This is a genomic window from Marinobacter antarcticus, assembly GCF_900142385.1.
Taxonomy (GTDB): Bacteria; Pseudomonadota; Gammaproteobacteria; order Pseudomonadales; family Oleiphilaceae; genus Marinobacter; species Marinobacter antarcticus.
Genome location: NZ_FRAQ01000004.1, coordinates 136,187 through 152,429 on the forward strand (window position 1 = coordinate 136,187; position 16,243 = coordinate 152,429).

Sequence of the window (16,243 nt, forward strand, 5' to 3'; positions counted from 1 at the left end):
CGCCAACACGTGGGCGACGTAGTTAAAGACGAATATCAAACGGATTACGTGGCCGGCCAGGACAATATCAATCCGTTCGGGCTGGATCTCCACGCACCGGTATTTCCGATTACGGCAATACTGGTTGTGCTATTTGTAGTGGGAACTCTCATGTTCCCCGCAGAGGCGAAATCGCTTCTGGACGGGGCGAAGTGGGATATTATTGCTACATTTGACTGGTTTTTCCTGCTCAGTGCGAACATTTTTGTGGTGGTTTGCTTTGCATTGATCGTAATGCCAGTGGGTAAGATTCGCCTTGGCGGTATGGATGCCAAGCCGGATTTCTCCACTATTTCCTGGTTTTCCATGCTGTTCGCAGCGGGTATGGGGATTGGTCTGATGTTCTGGGCAGTTGCGGAGCCGACTGCGTATTTCACCGGTTGGTACGAAACGCCGTTCAACGTTGAGGCAAACACCCCGGCGGCAGCCGATCTCGCCATGGGCGCGACCATTTACCACTGGGGTCTTCATCCCTGGGCGATCTACGCCATTGTAGCGCTCTCATTAGCGTTCTTTTCGTTCAACAAGGGTATGCCGCTGACTATTCGTTCGGCTTTCTTCCCACTGCTTAAGGATAAAGTCTGGGGCTGGCCTGGACATATCATTGATATTCTTGCGGTGGTTGCGACTATTTTCGGTCTGGCGACATCCCTCGGTTTCGGTGCTCAACAGGCGGCCGCTGGCATGAATTACCTGTTTGATACGGGCGCTGGAACCAATGTGCAGATGGCGATCATCGTTGGCGTGAGTGCGGTTGCTCTGGTATCGGTGCTCCGTGGCCTGGACGGCGGCGTGAAGGTGCTGAGTAACATCAACATGGCACTGGCGGGCCTTCTGCTGCTCTTTATCATTTTCGCCGGTCCGACTATGAAAATTCTGGAAACCTTATGGGTTACTTCATCCAGCTATGTCGGCAACATCATTCCCCTGAGCAACCCGTTTGGTCGTGAAGATGAGGCCTGGTTCCAGGGTTGGACTGTGTTCTACTGGGCATGGTGGATCTCCTGGTCACCGTTCGTAGGCATGTTTATCGCTCGTGTGTCCAAGGGACGTACCGTTCGGGAGTTCATTACAGCGGTTCTGATCGTTCCTACTGTGATAAGCGTGGTTTGGATGAGTGCCTTTGGTGGCTCAGCACTGGAGCAGATTCAGAATGGTATTGGCGAGCTTGCCAAGAATGGCCTCACAGATGTGTCGCTGGCCATGTTCCAGATGTTCGCCAATCTGCCGCTGACCGAGGTTATTTCGTTCGTTGGCATTATTCTGGTGCTGGTGTTCTTCGTAACCTCCTCGGATTCCGGGTCGCTGGTTATCGATAGCATCACCGCTGGTGGTAAGACGGATGCGCCCACTGCCCAGCGTGTTTTCTGGGTAGTCATGGAAGGCGCGATTGCCGCAGCTCTGATTTTTGGTGGTGGTGAAGACGCCCTCGGAGCGATTCAGGCAACCGCGATCATGGCGGGTCTGCCCTTTACAGCTATTCTTCTGGTGATGACATGGGGGTTGCTGAAAGGCCTGACCCATGAGCGTAAGTTGCTGATCTCCAGGGGCGAGATGACGTAAGCAACGATGCATAAAAAAACCGGAGCTTTGGCTCCGGTTTTTTTATGCTCATCATTCAGAAAAGCAAAAAGCTCAAAGCGAATTTTGCTTGCAGCTCAGAGACTCGCAAAGGTCTCCATCGCATAGTTTGCACGCTCTCTGGGTGTAAAGTGAGGGCGCTTGAGGCTTTCAACCGCGCGTAACCTTGGCAGCAGACCGCGGCCATTTGCCATCTGGATGGCAAGGCCCGGTCGCGCGTTGAGCTCGAGCAGCAGTGGGCCTTGATGGGCATCGACGACAAGGTCTACGCCCATATAACCCAAGCCGGTTGCCTCGTAGCAGCGCGATGCCATTTCGAGCATCTCTTCCCAGTCCTCAATATCGATGTTTTGCAGGGCCAGACCAGTATCCGGATGAAGCGTAATTGGCCGGTTAAACTGAACCGCGTTGAGGCTTTTACCCGTGCCAATATCAAGACCTACACCTACAGCACCCTGGTGCAAGTTGGCCTTGCCATCCGATGCGGTGGTTGCAAGCCGCAGCATGGCCATAACCGGATACCCCCGAAATACGATAATCCGAATATCAGGAACACCCTGGTGGGAATAACGAGCCAATGATGGCGCTGATTCCACCAGGTCTTCAACGATGGCAACGTCCGGGGTTCCTGCCAGAGAGTAGAGCCCGGCAAGAATGTTGGTCAGGTGCCGTTCCAGCACGGGTGTACCCACACGGGCTCCGGATGCTTTGATAAAGGAATCCTCATCCCGGCCGGTGATCACGGTAATGCCTTTGCCGCCAGAGCCCTTTGCAGGCTTGATGGCAAAGCCCACGAGCCCCTCAGCCATTTCCCTGAAGTGGGAAATCTCGTGCTGTTGCTTTACAACCTGCAGGAGTTTCGGGGTTTTAACACCATACTCTGCAACAACCAGCTTCGTTTTGAGCTTGTTGTCTACCAGCGGATAGGACGAGCGCTCGTTATAACGCGCGATATAGTCCACGTTGCGCCGGTTCATGTTCAGCATGCCCAGCCGGTTCAGCGAGCGCGGGGAGATCCAGTCCATATCAGTCGTAGACCTTCATTGGCGTAAAACGTCTAAGCTCGCTGAGCTTGTAGCCGGTGTATTGGCCCATCAGAAGAATCACTCCCAGAATCGCAAGGTGCAGCTCGGGGAAGTTGAATGTCAGGTGGCCCGCCAAGGGTGCGCTCATCAGTAAATAGGCACAGATAGCTACGAAAAGGCTGCCGGAACCCTGCACCAGAACTTCCTGTCCACCCTCTTCTTCCCAGAGAATGGACATGCGCTCAATGGTCCAGGCGATGATGACCATCGGGAAGAAGGTTACAGTCATGCCGGTATTGAAGCCCATCTGATAACCAAAGATGCTGAGACCTGCGGTAATAAAAATGACCAGAATGATCAGTGCTGATATACGGGATACCAGCAGAAGGTTCAGGCTTGAGAGATATCCCCGCATCGTCAGGCCAATGGCAACCACTGACAGGAAGGCAATAAGGCCGGGTATCAAAGTTGTTTGAACAAAGGCAACGGCAATTAGCACCGGCATGAAGGTGCCTGAAGTGCGAATGCCGATCACAATACGCATGAATGCAACCACGAGCGCCCCGAGTGGCAGCAGAAGAAGCATGCGGAACATGCTTTGTTCTTCAATGGGAAGTTCATAGAAGCTCAGAAAACCCAGGCCATTTCCATCAGATTGCATGGCTGCCAGCTGCAGGGCTGGTATGGTTTGCCGGAGCATTGAGAAGCTGACCTCGGAATTGCCGCCCCCAACGACATCAAGCAATGACTCCGATCCCTGTCGCCAGAGCAGGAGGTCTTCCGGTACGCCTTGGGCAGCGGTTTTCGGATTAAGCGTTAGCCATTGTTCCCCGTTGTAGATCTGCAGGAAAGGTGTCAATTGTTGGCGCCTGCGAGCGTCTTCAAGCTTCAGGCCGTCAGCGGTCCGGGCTGGAATTCCTGAGTGGTTCAGCATGTCGACCAGCAATTGCAGATAATTTTCCTCGGCAACCAACAGAGTCGTGTTCTGAACGCGTGTATCTGGCTGCATCAGCCGAATCAGTTCCCGCGTCATGCTCTCAGGTGTACTGGAGCGTGCCTTAGCCTGAGCCAGAATTTCTCGAACAGCCGTTGCTTGGGGCTCTTCCCAGAAGAGTCTTTGGGTCTTTGGCGGTTCGGACGGTGGCGTAGGTTCAGCACTCGGGTCGGGTATGAACTGCGCTTTGAAGTACAAGGTTTGCGGGCCGGATACTTCACGCTTTGTCCACTCTGCACGCCGACTACCGGATTTATCAATAATCGAAAAGCCATAACCCGGAGAAGCGGCCTGTTCTGTAAGAATCCGGAACCCGGGCGGCTGTTCGGGAACCTTCAGGCTCGCCACAACGGGTTCATTTGCGCCATCAAAATCAACCCGGGCTTCCACCATCCAGACCGGGCGCTGATCACCGGTTAGCCAGGGAATCCCAAGCTCTATGTGCCGCCATACGGCAAGTGAAATTCCCGCAGAAATGAGCAGGAAAACAGCAATATAAAACGGCAGGCGGGAGGGGGTAGTCACTATTTTTCCCCGTTGTCATTGTCGGTCTGGAGCGATTCGGGCAGTTCCGTGGCGTATTCCTTGCCGACATCAATCAGCATCACATCCCGGAGTACGTTACGGCCAATGAGAGCCTGATAGGTCAGGTTACTTCTGTCTGCCAAGGTAAATTCAGCCACCTGTTGATGATCGCCGATTGAGAACTGAAGCTCCACAACCACACGCCGTTCTGCACCGTCTGCGCTGGCCTGGATTACTTTTACGCGCCGTGAAATTTCCTTCTCAAGGGTTATGAAGTCGTCTGCACCAGGTACGGGTACATCAAAGCGAACCCAGTTACTTCCATCGCGCTCAAAGCGGGTGATGTTGCGCGCGTCGATAGAAGAGGTTTCCGCCCCGCTATCAATGCGCGCTTTGTAGATCAGCCCAGGACCTGCCAGGTAAAAGTTTTCAACCTCGCCAACAATTACCTTCCCTTTAAGCCGGTCAGTCCTGCCTTTTGTTTTATCAGCTGCAGGGCAGGCTTTCTGCTCCTGCACAGGAGGGCAGGAAGGCTTGGCAACCTGGGTTGCAATAGCATCCAGCACTTTCTGAGTGGCTGCTTCGTTGTGTTCGAGAACCTTCTCATGGCGAACCGTTGCGTTGTTCTCCATGGTTACCAGTGTCGCACGCTGGCTTTGAACTGAAGTGTTCAGTTCGCCCAGGCCGGCTTTAGGAACCATGAAATATCTGTCTGCCGAGCATCCCGTCAGCAGAACAGTGCCTGCAAGCACAATAACGGAGAATGTCGATAGACCAGCTCGCAATCGCTTAGAACACATGAAAAACCCCTGAGCCGGTAGCCGGTCACGCCCGGAATAAGGCAAATGTGACGGTATGAAAGTTTATGATGGAGAATATCCGGAGCGGGAGTATACAACAACTGACCTTTGTATTTGCTTTACAGTTGGTTAAGGGGACTTTGTTGTGCGCGTTTGTTATCCGTGCAGGTATCTGTTTAACGGGTTAGAAAAGGGCCAGTTCCAAGAACTTCGTCGTAGCGCAGATATTCCTGGATTATCGGGGAACAGTTCAGATAGAACAGCAACAGTTCCCGCTGGATGTCCTGATCCTGAATTCGCGCAGCATAAGTGATCAGATCAAGCACAGTATCGTCATTGCCGGTATCTGCTGTCCCGGAACTCATGCCATATCGGCTCTTAAGCAGTGATATCAGCCGTTCAAGCTGGAACTCACCGGTATGGGTGATGTGAGGGAGGATGCGAAACCCGTCTGAGCCATAAACCCCGGGCATGCTTTCTCTGCACTCATTGCCTGAGTAGTCAGCCTGCAGAAAATCTGCGCCCAGCTTCCGCCAAAGTTCTTTCAGCATGATCGTTTGTCCGTTCTGGCTCTGGTTTTGGCTCTGTGAGTGTGCCCGAACGCCGTTAAAAAAGCGTAATGCAATAAATCTCGGGCGACTATCACTCTGGTAATGGATATTACGTCACGCGTCCAGAAGCGTATTCAGGCGCATTACCAAATTTCCAAGCAGTCGCGATGCAGACCAAGCGAGCGCTCCGGCCGAAGAGCGTCAAAGAAAAGCCCGTTATGTTCCGATAGAATGTAATGCGAGCGTAAGCTCACGTTAATCCGGATAAATACGGAAAACCCAGAGGAGTCTTGTCTGTGCCTGAAGCCGTCAGCGAATTTATAGTATCCCGGCCGGGATTAGTGGCGGCATTTGTGGCTCTGCTGTTGGCAACTATGGTTATTGTTGCCGTTTTTCTGGCGAAGGCCAGGGCTGAAAGCCGGGCTGCAGGCCTGCAATCGGATGTGGCAGCTCACAGTCGACGAATCGAAGAGCTGGTAGACGAGCGCCAAAGCCAGCGAGCGAAGATTGATGAGCTTGCGACTGAGTTGAGCGAAGCCCGCGCGGTGCTGCGAGAGCACCAGGTTATGCTGAGAGAAGAACGGCGTTCCGCTTCTGAGAAACTGACGCTGTTGGAGCGCAACCGGGATGCTCTGAAACAGGAGTTTGAAAATCTCGCCAACCGGATTTTTGAGCAGAAAAGCGAGCATTTCACCCAGCAGACCCGCACGAGCCTCGATACCTTGCTCAACCCCTTTCGGGACCAGTTGCAGGATTTCCGCAAGCGCGTGGAAGACGTATATACCTCAGAAACCAGGGATCGGCAGGCCCTTCGCAGCGAGATAAAGTCTCTGCAGGATCTTAACCGGCAAATTACCGAAGAAGCTGCAAACCTGACCCGGGCTCTGAAAGGCGATAAAAAGATTCAAGGCAACTGGGGCGAACTTATCCTTGAGCGGGTTCTGGAGAAATCCGGGCTACGCAAGGGCGTTGAGTATGAAACCCAGGGCAGTTACAGAGGCGCCGAAAACCAGCTGTTGAGACCCGATGTGGTGGTTCATCTTCCTGATAATCGAAACCTGGTTATCGATTCCAAAGTATCTCTGCTGGCTTACCAGAAGTGGGTGATTGAGGAAGATGACAAGGCCCGGGAAGAGGCCCTGAAAAGCCATGTCGAAGCGGTGCGCAACCATATCCGCACGCTGAGTGAGAAAGACTACAGCCAACTTGAAGGTCTGCACTCGCCTGATTTTGTTTTTCTTTTTATGCCTATAGAGCCGGCATTTGTAGCAGCTTTTCAGCAGGACGAGAACCTTTTCTCAGAAGCCTTTGAGCGAAAGATTATTGTAGTAACACCAACAACATTGCTGGCGACTCTGCGGACGATCGAAAACATCTGGCGGTATGAGCGCCAGAGCCAGAACGCGCGCTTGATAGCAGAGCGCGCGAGCGCGGTTTATGACAAACTCAGGGTGTTTGTGGAAGCCATGGAGCGCCTTGGCGGACAACTTCATACTGCACAGGTCACGTACGACTCAGCAATGAGTACACTGACCAGAGGGCGGGGTAATCTGATTTCCCAGGCCAACCGGTTTGTTGAGCTTGGAGTGCGGGTAAAAAAAGAGCTGCCGAAAGCCATTACGGATCAGGCAGAGGTGGATTCGGAAGAACAGGCAGTTGGTGCAGATAACGAGCAGGAGTAAGTATCATGGCAGTAGGGTTTGGGAATAGCCGTTTACCGGCCTTGAGACTAAAAGGCCGGCAGCTGGCCAGAGTTGTGATTATCAGCTCTGCGCTGTTAGCAGGGCAGGTTGCTGCACTGGCACCAGAGCATGAAACCCGCCGGCTGATGTTGGCGATCGAAGAATCGGTAGCCGCCGAAAGCTGGGGCGAGGCCAGTGAATATCTTAACCGCTTGCAGCTTCTGGAGGCGGAAAAGCCAGCCGATTACCACTACTACCGTGGCAAGGTGATGCTGCAGTCTTCTCATTTCAATGAAGCCCAGTCAGCGCTTGAGGCCTATGTGAACGAGGCGGGTGCGGAAGGCAGTCATTATCAGGATGCCCTGAAGCTCATCACCGGCATTGAGCGGGCAAGAAAAGAGAAGTCCCTGGCAGCACCGGTTGGTGACGAAACCAGAATCGCTGTGATTGAGCCCGCAGGTGACAAGCGAACCGCGTCTTTGCGCAAACTGTATCTGGCAGACTCTGACCGTGAAGCACTTGTTTTACACATCAACAGCTTACTGGGTGTTGCCGGGTGGCGACAGGATCAGTCGGTAGTGCGTCTTGATCGGCCAGCGGATGTTGAATACCGGCTGAGCGTTGCCGATGACGCCATCTCCATTCAGGAAATCCAGCGCAACAACTCAGGCGGCGTTACACGGAAAACCGGGCAGATTCCGGTTTTTGGTGTAAATCCCCAGGTCGAGTGGGGCTGTGAACCGGCGGTGGCTACTTGCTGGGTATACGATCCAAGAGACGGCTCTCGCTTGTTCCAGCTTTCGCCAAACCGAAGCCAGGTCGAAGAGATAGCGCAGACTCTGGGCAAACTGATCCGAGACCTGCAGGCCCCTTCAGGCTCCTGACGCTAAACCTTGAGGTTGCCCCGCTCGCCTTCTCGATAGGCGCCCGGGGTAACGCCTGTCCACTTCTTGAAGGCCCGGTGAAAGGTTGAGGGCTCTGTAAACCCGACTTTCGCTGCTATGTCATTAATTGAAAGTTCCTGACGGCCCAAGTAGTAAATCGCCATATCCCTGCGCAGTAAATCTTTGATCTCCTGAAATGACGTGTTTTCCTGTTTCAGTCTGCGGCGCAGTGTTTGCGGGCTGGTATGCAGTTCAGTCGCAATCCATTCAAAGTCGGGCAGAGGTTTTGAAAAGTCCCGTCCAATGAGCGCTCGAATCTTACCGGTGAAGGTATTGCTCTCATCCGGGCGTGACAAAAGATCTGCCGGCGAGGTTTTCAGAAACTGAAGCATTTCCGGTTTATCCCGAATAACCGGTGCTGACAGAAAGCGTTTATCGAACGTCAGAGCCGTGCAATCAGACTCAAACTCCAGGGGGCAACGAAAAATGTGGCGATACTCATCGCCATGGGTCGGCCTCGGGTAGTCGAATTCCGCTTTCTCAAGCTCCACCGGCTGGCCTATCAGCCAACAGCCAAGCCGGTGCCAGATGACCAGAATGCTCTCGCGCAGAAAATAATGCGGGTCGTGGATTTCGCCTTCAATGTTAGTAACCAATCGCACCTTCTGTTCGTCGGTTTCCAGTTTCATGGCGACCATAGGATCAAACAAACGGGAAAACTGGTATGCGCGGCGGTAAACCGCCTCCAGCGTGGGGCAGTCAATAACCAGAGCACACATAGTGGCAAATGTACCTGCCCTCGCTCGCCGTGGACCCATGCCCATAAATTCATCATCCATGCGATTCCAGGCAATCTGTAACAGCAAGCTGAATTGGTCGCTGTTAACCCTTGCCATCTCAATGCGCAGAAGATCGGGGGATATGCCCGCTTCCCGGAGCATTTCCCCGGTATCAAACCCCAGATGTTCAGCGCCGGCCAGGGCAGCCTGCACAAAGTGCCGTGAAACTGTCAGGTCAGACATCTAACTCGCCATTTCATAAAAACGAGACCTATCATAAAACCCCCAAGCCACAATGCAACCGAGGCGGCTGTAAGAATCGGCTAATTGTAATGGCGCAACAGGCAGTTGGCCTTAATGGCAAAACCGTGCAGCATGGAGCCAGTCGCAAAAACAATCAGAACAACACATTACAGAAAAGGAGAGCACCATGGCGGGTCCTTTGACCTCGATGAAAATTCTGGATTTCAGCACCCTGTTGCCCGGGCCATACGCCACCATGCTTTTGGCAGACATGGGCGCGGAAGTTTTGAGAGTTGAGGCGCCAGACCGGGTAGACCTTACTCGCGTGATGCCGCCCCACGATGCGGGTGTGAGCACAGCTCATGGGTTCCTGAACCGGGGCAAGCAGTCCCTGGCGCTTAACCTGAAAAAAGAAGGCAGTAAGGAAAAGATTCTGGAGCTGGTCAAGGATTACGACATTGTGATCGAACAGTTCCGCCCCGGTGTGATGGATCGGCTCGGCATTGGCTATGACACTCTGAAAGCGATCAACCCCGGGCTTATCTATTGCGCCATTACCGGGTACGGCCAGACCGGCCCTTATAGAGATCGGGCAGGGCATGACATTAACTATCTCTCCCTTGCCGGCGTCAGCAGCCACTGTGGCCGTGCCGAGAGTGGCCCACCACCCATGGGTATCCAGATCGCCGACGTAGCGGGCGGCTCCCACCATGCGGTAATGGGAATACTCGCGGCCGTGATCCACCGGCAGCAAACCGGAGAAGGGCAGTTTGTCGATATCAGCATGACCGACGCCGCCTTTGCGCTCAACGGCATGGCCGGCGCCGCTTGCCTGGCGGGTGGCGTGGAGCAGATGCCAGAAACCAGCCTGCTGAATGGTGGATTCTTCTACGATTACTACCAGACCCAGGATAGCCGCTGGCTATCTGTAGGAAGCCTGGAGCCCCAGTTCTCCGCAAGGCTCTGCGACATACTCGAACTGGCCGATATGAAGAGCTTTGCGCTCAGCCAGAAGCCGGAACATCAGAAAGCCTTCAAAGCCGCGCTCAGTGAAAAGATACAGCAAAAAACGCTGGCGCAATGGCAGGCTATTTTTGCCGATGAAGATGCTTGCGTGGAGCCGGTGCTGACAATTTCCGAAGCGGCTGAGCACCCGCAGTTAAAAGCACGGGATATGGTGATTGGTGTTGACCGGGGTGATGGCACCCTGCAGAGGCAGATTGGGTTTCCGATCAAGTTTGAGAAGACACCTGCAGCAACTACACAGATTGGACAGCCGATGGGAGGGAGCGGTCAGAAAGTATGATTTGTTGCGAAATAGCCTGAATATAAATTCAGTTTTCTCGACCTTCTGCTAGGTTTAATAGTGTCGCCGGTGACGGCGAATCCCGTAGTCAACAATTATAAGGGTGACACTATGCAAACCTGGAATAATCGGGCCGCGCGCATGGCGCGTGGCATAACGCTGGTGCTATTGGGTAGCACTCTGCTGACCGCCTGTTTTGATGGCAGTAGCTCATCATCAGAGTCGTCTCAGTCTGAACTCGACACAAATCTGTTCCCGGCGGATGGCCAGCTGGAAGCAACCATACGGAGAACGGAAGGGGGTGTGCCCCATATTAAAGCAGACAACCTGAAGTCAGCGGCATTCGGGCATGGCTATGCGCAGGGACAGGATAATGTTTGCATGCTGGCGGAGGCCGTCGTCAAGGCACGGAGTGAGCGGGCCAAATACTTTGGCCCTGGCCCAGATGATATTAATATTATTAACGACTTCAGCTTTAAGGCCCAGAAAATACTGAGTGGGGCTGAAACCGAGTTTCCCGCGTTGAGCGACGAATCGAGGGCGCTTATTGAGGGGTTTGCGGCGGGATACAACAAGTATGTAGCCGAGACAGATCCAGCAGATCTGCCTGCTGAGTGCAGAAGTCAGCCCTGGGTGAAAGAGATATCGCCGATTGACCTTTTGGCGCACTATCGGATAGTTGGTCAGTACGCCAGTGGCGCGCTATTTGCCACAGGGGCACTATTCGTGGCGGTGCCTCCAGGGGAGTCGCCTAACCCTTTGCCGGTGATTAGTGCTACTGGCGGTGAGCTAGAAGGTTTTTTCAAGCAAGTTGCTCTCAATGCGCGGAGTAATGCCAGCGAGATTGAAGACTTTCAGGATATGGGGTTGGCAAGTAATGCCTGGGGTGTTGGTAGCGATCTGACAGAAAATGGTAAAGGCGCGCTGCTGGCAAATCCTCACTTTCCGTATACGGGGCATCGCAGGTTATATCAGGTTCAGATGACGGTGCCTGGATACCTTAATGCGATGGGAGCAGGCCTTCTGGGAACCGCAGTCCCTCTAATAAACTTCAACGAGAATCTTGGTTGGTCCCATACAGTTACTACGAGCCGTCGCTTTACTCTTTACGAGTTGACGCTCAAGGATGGAGACGATCTGGTTTATGTAAAAGAGGGCGAGGAAAAGCCGATTACATCAGAGACTTTCCAGATTGAGGTTTTTGATGGTTCGCCAAACCCTGTGGTTCTGGAGAAGACATTCTATTACTCCGAGTACGGACCCATGGTTTCTGCCAACGCTATAACTGACGGTGGACTGCCATCATGGGGAGCGAGCGGTACGGCCTACACCTATCGGGATGCTAACGCCAGTACTACGAGGCTTCTGGATACCTGGCTGCAGATGAGTCGGGCCTCTACGCTTGCGGAATTCCAGGATGTTTTCAGGAGCTGTGGGTCCACTCTCTGGACCAATTCGACATATGCTGACGATCAGGGCAATGCATTTTATATCGACAGCAGCTCTGTTCCGAATCTTTCCGATGCGACGCTTGCTGTCATTCAATTCAAGCGTCAGGCAAGCCCGGCATACAATCAGCTTTTTGAAGGCGGTTTGACCTTACTGGATGGTGATACGTCGCGCGATGATTGGGTAGAGGGTGAATGTGATGGGCTGGTTCCATACGAAGATAAGCCGAAGCTGTTGAGAACCGATTGGGTACAGAATTCGAACGACAGTTACTGGTCCACCAATCCTGATCAATTCCTGACTGGGTATTCTCCGATGTTCGGGCCCGAGGAGTCGGCCTTGGGTCCTCGTACTCGTCTTGGTATCTCAATGCTGCAGAACCCAATGTCATCGGGTGCGGTTTCACCCACCGCACCGCTTCCTGCGGGTCAAGATGGGAAGTTCGGGGCTCTGGACCTCATCAATGTCATCTACAATAACCGCGCATGGTACGCCGACCAGTTCCTGCAGGAGCTTCGTGACAGATGTACTACGATAGGAGCCACGCCCGTCAATATACCGGGGGGCGGGTCGCGGTCGGTGGATCAGGCATGTGGTGTCCTGCAGTCCTGGGATGGTTTGTACAATGTTGACAGCGTAGGTGCTCACGTCTTCCGGGTTTTCATTGCGAACTATCGAAAAAGCTTTGGTTCCGACCTGACGATTGCTTTTGATCCTGAAGATCCTGTGGAAACGCCATCCACCCCTTCAAGTAACAATGCTGGAACGGCAGATGACATTATGCTTCAGGCGCTTGCGGTGGGGCTCAACGCGCTTGATCAGGTGAATATCGCGTATGACGCAGACCTGGGTGCGGTCCAGTATTACCAGCCCTCGGGTGGTGCTCTGCCGGGTTTGGCGGGAGGCAGTCTGAGTGGCGGAACACCAACAGACCTCGGAGCTTCCTTTCCCTGGCATGGTGGAGACGGATCTATTGATGGTACGTTCAATGCGATTGGAGTCGTATCCGATCTGTTCCTCGAGGATACGCGCTTTCCTCGCGTTGCGCCCAGTACCATTGACGACACAGGCGGTCTGTCCGCGACCAGTGGAGAAGGCTGGCGAATGGCGCGTGGCACAAGTTGGCACTTTGGTCTGGAGTTTACCGATAACGGTCCTGAGGCTTACGGGCTGATCAGCTATTCCCAATCGACAGACTTTGAGTCTCCCTTCTTCAATGACCAGAGTTTGAGATACTCAGAGAAGAGCTTCAGACCAATCCTGTTTAAGGCTGAGGACGTCGAAGCAAATCTTTTGCCGCAGGGGGAAATGACCATTTCGAATTGATGGTAACAAATAAGCCTGGGAGATATTTCCGGGCTTTTTCAAGTTTTAGTGTGTTAGTTAAACGAAAAAGGGACGGCAAATGCCGTCCCTTTTCTCTTGCTTAGCTTATCAGTCTTGCTGAATGATTTCCGTGATTTCCGGGTCCAGGCCGGCTGGGTTGGGAACCACTGCGGTGCCCACCGCCGAGATCAAACTGGCAGTTTCGGAGACCATCTCTGCAAAGACTCTCTCGTCCAGAGGGCCGCCCAGCGGCAGCACTGGTGTGCTGTGAGTGCCTTCGAGATAACGGGTAATTGCCGCGTTATCCAGCGCTACAGGAACGCCATCCCCCGTTACCGGCGTCGCGCCCAGCAACCTGGCGAAAGGTTCGGTGCCAGACAGGTAGGCCTCGAACGCCTGACCAAGCGGGTTGGCCAGTGGATCATTTGGAATTACCTGATCGCCATTCACTTGCGAGAGCACCACCTTGGAAGTAGCCAGATCATCAGCAAAGTTGATCGGATCGGCAGAATCCAGAGCGGCCTGGAAGATGTTGAAGAATGTTTCCAGGTCGGCATCACCCTGCTCGAGTCCTGCAGCGGCTTGTAGGCCACCCAGAATAGTCGGCGCGAATGCTGGTGAGTTTTCGAGCAAGCGAACAATGCCTGCGCCAGGCGTCAGCAACTGGGTTGCAATGATATCGTCCGCAGTCTCAGCCGAATTATTGGCGACGGCAACGAACGGCGCTCCTACGATGGTTCCAAGTGAGTGGCCTGTGAAGTAAACCTGCGTTGCATCAAGGTCAGCACCGACGGTGCCATCGAAGTCGAGGCCGCCGAGAGATTCACGCAAGTTCAGCAAGTCGAGAACCGCTTGACGGTTCTTGTCACGGGAGTTGGTGAAGTTGGTCAAATTGATGAACAGGCTTCCGGACTCACCAGCAGTGGCCGTCATGGGCACTGGTTGGTTGGCGGCGCCTGCCGTAAAGTCAAAGTGACGCTCGTTCTCTGTCTTGGCAAGCCCAGGAACGGTGCTTCCCGCATTCGCTACGGTATTTTCGAACGAGCGCAGGCTACGGATCGCCGGGTCAAGGAGGGCGGCATCTGGAATGGAGATTCCCTGGAGGTCGCTGATCGTTCCTCCAGTGGCCACATCAGCCACTACCGCTGCCGCTGTAGCAGCATCAATCGGCTGCGCTTCTGCATCAGCTTCAACTGCCGCAAGAACGAAGCCAATCGCAATCTGACCAGCGATCACCGCATTGATGTTTGTTTCGTTGGAAGCCAAGGACTCGGGTAGTCCGCCTGCCTGGCCAACCGTTAGCAGCTGGCCAGCCAAGGCTTGCTGGTCTTCAACGCTGAAGGGTGTAACACCATGCAGAGGCTGGTCAATTGCGACTACAGCCACGTTGGCATTCTTTGCGAGAGCGCTGCCAAAAGTCAGAGCAGCACTGCGATCAGTGGTAATGCCGTGCTGATAAATCACCGTTTCAAGAGGTGTGGAGCCATTGTAAGAAGCCGGATATAGGATGAAAACCGGGATAGAGAGCGCATTGCTTGTCGCACCCGGGAAGGGGAAACGGTAGTTGACGACGTCGCTGACAGTGGCGTCTGATTGAGCCAGTTGAACGCCAAGCTGGTCACCGATGTTAGACGCTGCAACCAAGTCAGCGGTGAAGTCGCTTGTATTGATTACCGCACCTTCAGCTTCCGTTTGGCCTGTTGGTACGCCCAGATAGTAAGGCAGATCAATTGTGCCCTGGACGATATTGACGTCACCAAAATCAACAAACTGATCTGTAATGGCTGATACTTGAGTTACGTCTTGTGGCGCACCAAAAGTCGCGCTGCTACTCCGATCACCTGGATTCGGAAGAAGCGCGCCGAGACCTGCATTCAGGGCAGCCGCTGTATCATCGGGGTTTGAAGCTGCCTCCGCAGTATTCGCTGCTTCCAGCAAGTCTAAAAAGTCTGAAAGTCCATCGGCAAGTGCTTGTTTCACACCAGCCACTCGGGCAGCGCCTGCAACAGTGTCCCGGAAGTAAGTGGTTGGGTCAGCGATGTACTTCAGCACTTCCTCATCGTTAGACGTCGTAAAGCTGTAAGACAATGCGATGTCTTCAGCAGTTAGCGGTGTCGGGCGGGTTGTGTTGTTTACTCCGAAATAGCTGCCTGCGACGGTTTCCCAGAAGCTGTTAATAATTGTGCGGACAGGAGCCAGCGAAGAAGTGCCAAGAGGCTGGTTTTCATCGGTTAAGTTGCTATAGGTCGGTGAGGCGATAATTGGGTCGCCATTAATATCCGTTACTTCCTTGGTTACAACAACCAAATAACGCTTCTTGGGATCAAGAGGAACCGTGGGGTGAATCCGGATTGCCGAAGTGCCGTCGAGTTCTACAACTTCATGTGTGTAGGTCGGATTCTGAGCCAGGCCCGCCAGGTAAGCGCCTGCTGCGGCCTGGTCCCGGCCTTCAAGATCCAGTGGCAGAGCTCCCGCTGCAACCTGTGCAGTTATTGCAAGCGGGACTGTCGGCGGTTCACCCATACCGAGGCCCTGGACTGGGTCGCCACTTGCGTACTCCAGTTCGATCAGGAATACGTTTTGGTTTGGATTCGGGGCCGGTACGGGCCCGGATTCGGTCATTACGATTATGAACGGGCGAGAATCAACCGAGTCAACGTCAATCTGGCCATTCAGTCGGACTACCGCCGGAGCGACGGTTGAGGCACCGCTCAGGCTGTTCAAAGCGGTTGTGACGGGTGGGGAGGTGTCGGCGACACTAAAGGTTCCATCGGCTTCAATGATGGCTGTAGCCGGATCATCGGACTTGAATATAAGGTCGTTGGGAAGAGGTAGTTCACTGGTGACCGGATTAAAAATGGGCCAGGTTTTGCCATCAATGGCAGGATTGCTGATTATATAATCCGGATTAGCATTCGCCCCCGTTTCGGCACTATCAAAGCAGCCTGTCAGCCCAAGGGAAGACGCCACGGCAAGACTTATTAGAGTTTTCTTGAACATGGGTGGAACCTTTTCCTGTTGTTGTTTCGTTATGTTAGGCAACTAACGGGGCCGGTCTG

General features: G+C 53.7%; 11 protein-coding genes. 5 read left to right on the forward strand and 6 right to left on the reverse strand.

The window, feature by feature from the left end:
- Positions 1-9: 9 nt before the first annotated feature.
- On the forward strand, positions 10-1,602 hold the full coding sequence (locus BUA49_RS15970; RefSeq protein ID WP_072799389.1) for a BCCT family transporter: 1,593 nt from the start codon (positions 10-12) through the stop codon (positions 1,600-1,602).
- A 95-nt stretch (positions 1,603-1,697) separates the two neighbouring features.
- On the opposite strand, the gene BUA49_RS15975 is transcribed toward BUA49_RS15970, so the two are convergent.
- The 4 genes from BUA49_RS15975 to BUA49_RS15990 form a co-directional block, all read right to left on the reverse strand.
- The gene (locus BUA49_RS15975) at positions 1,698-2,645 is read right to left on the reverse strand and encodes an alpha-L-glutamate ligase-like protein (RefSeq protein ID WP_072799391.1); all 948 of its coding nucleotides are present in this window, start codon (positions 2,643-2,645) and stop codon (positions 1,698-1,700) included.
- Position 2,646: 1 nt separating this feature from the next.
- A complete protein-coding gene (locus BUA49_RS15980) occupies positions 2,647-4,164 on the reverse strand; it encodes an inactive transglutaminase family protein (protein WP_072799393.1) in 1,518 nt (505 codons plus the stop codon).
- Entirely contained in the window at positions 4,164-4,865 is a 702-nt protein-coding gene (locus BUA49_RS15985; protein WP_228704523.1) for an ATP-dependent zinc protease family protein, read from the reverse strand. Before BUA49_RS15985 ends, BUA49_RS15980 begins: the two co-directional genes overlap by 1 nt.
- 275 nt (positions 4,866-5,140) lie before the next feature.
- Positions 5,141-5,515: a hypothetical protein gene (locus tag BUA49_RS15990; protein WP_072799397.1), complete on the reverse strand. Its 375-nt coding sequence runs from the start codon at positions 5,513-5,515 to the stop codon at positions 5,141-5,143.
- 374 nt (positions 5,516-5,889) lie between these two features.
- On the opposite strand from BUA49_RS15990, the gene rmuC reads away from it, so the two are divergent.
- On the forward strand, positions 5,890-7,197 hold the full coding sequence (rmuC, locus tag BUA49_RS15995; protein WP_084063614.1) for a DNA recombination protein RmuC: 1,308 nt from the start codon (positions 5,890-5,892) through the stop codon (positions 7,195-7,197).
- A gap of 5 nt (positions 7,198-7,202) precedes the next feature.
- A complete protein-coding gene (locus BUA49_RS16000) occupies positions 7,203-8,081 on the forward strand; it encodes a hypothetical protein (protein ID WP_072799400.1) in 879 nt (292 codons plus the stop codon).
- A gap of 2 nt (positions 8,082-8,083) precedes the next feature.
- Here the strand turns inward: BUA49_RS16000 and BUA49_RS16005 are convergent, their stop codons facing one another.
- On the reverse strand, positions 8,084-9,103 hold the full coding sequence (locus tag BUA49_RS16005; RefSeq protein WP_072799402.1) for an AraC family transcriptional regulator: 1,020 nt from the start codon (positions 9,101-9,103) through the stop codon (positions 8,084-8,086).
- A 187-nt stretch (positions 9,104-9,290) separates the two neighbouring features.
- On the opposite strand from BUA49_RS16005, the gene BUA49_RS16010 reads away from it, so the two are divergent.
- Positions 9,291-10,409: a CaiB/BaiF CoA transferase family protein gene (locus BUA49_RS16010; RefSeq protein WP_072799403.1), complete on the forward strand. Its 1,119-nt coding sequence runs from the start codon at positions 9,291-9,293 to the stop codon at positions 10,407-10,409.
- A gap of 111 nt (positions 10,410-10,520) precedes the next feature.
- Positions 10,521-13,184, forward strand: a complete 2,664-nt coding sequence (locus tag BUA49_RS16015; protein ID WP_072799405.1) for a penicillin acylase family protein — start codon at positions 10,521-10,523, stop codon at positions 13,182-13,184.
- A 108-nt stretch (positions 13,185-13,292) separates the two neighbouring features.
- Here BUA49_RS16015 and BUA49_RS16020 read toward each other — a convergent pair whose 3' ends face one another.
- Positions 13,293-16,184, reverse strand: coding sequence for a hypothetical protein (locus BUA49_RS16020; RefSeq protein WP_072799406.1), 2,892 nt, complete (start codon positions 16,182-16,184; stop codon positions 13,293-13,295).
- Positions 16,185-16,243: the final 59 nt, after the last annotated feature.

What these genes read in the sequence shown, in the direction of transcription:
- BUA49_RS15990 (WP_072799397.1), bottom strand. Translation starts at nt 5,515, where the DNA reads ATGCTGAAAGAACTTTGGCGGAAGCTGGGCGCAGATTTTCTGCAGGCT.
- BUA49_RS16015 (WP_072799405.1), top strand. Translation starts at nt 10,521, where the DNA reads ATGCAAACCTGGAATAATCGGGCCGCGCGCATGGCGCGTGGCATAACG.
- BUA49_RS16020 (WP_072799406.1), bottom strand. Translation starts at nt 16,184, where the DNA reads ATGTTCAAGAAAACTCTAATAAGTCTTGCCGTGGCGTCTTCCCTTGGG.
- BUA49_RS15975 (WP_072799391.1), bottom strand. Translation starts at nt 2,645, where the DNA reads ATGGACTGGATCTCCCCGCGCTCGCTGAACCGGCTGGGCATGCTGAAC.
- BUA49_RS16000 (WP_072799400.1), top strand. Translation starts at nt 7,203, where the DNA reads ATGGCAGTAGGGTTTGGGAATAGCCGTTTACCGGCCTTGAGACTAAAA.
- BUA49_RS15985 (WP_228704523.1), bottom strand. Translation starts at nt 4,865, where the DNA reads ATGGTTCCTAAAGCCGGCCTGGGCGAACTGAACACTTCAGTTCAAAGC.
- BUA49_RS16005 (WP_072799402.1), bottom strand. Translation starts at nt 9,103, where the DNA reads ATGTCTGACCTGACAGTTTCACGGCACTTTGTGCAGGCTGCCCTGGCC.
- rmuC (WP_084063614.1), top strand. Translation starts at nt 5,890, where the DNA reads ATGGTTATTGTTGCCGTTTTTCTGGCGAAGGCCAGGGCTGAAAGCCGG.
- BUA49_RS16010 (WP_072799403.1), top strand. Translation starts at nt 9,291, where the DNA reads ATGGCGGGTCCTTTGACCTCGATGAAAATTCTGGATTTCAGCACCCTG.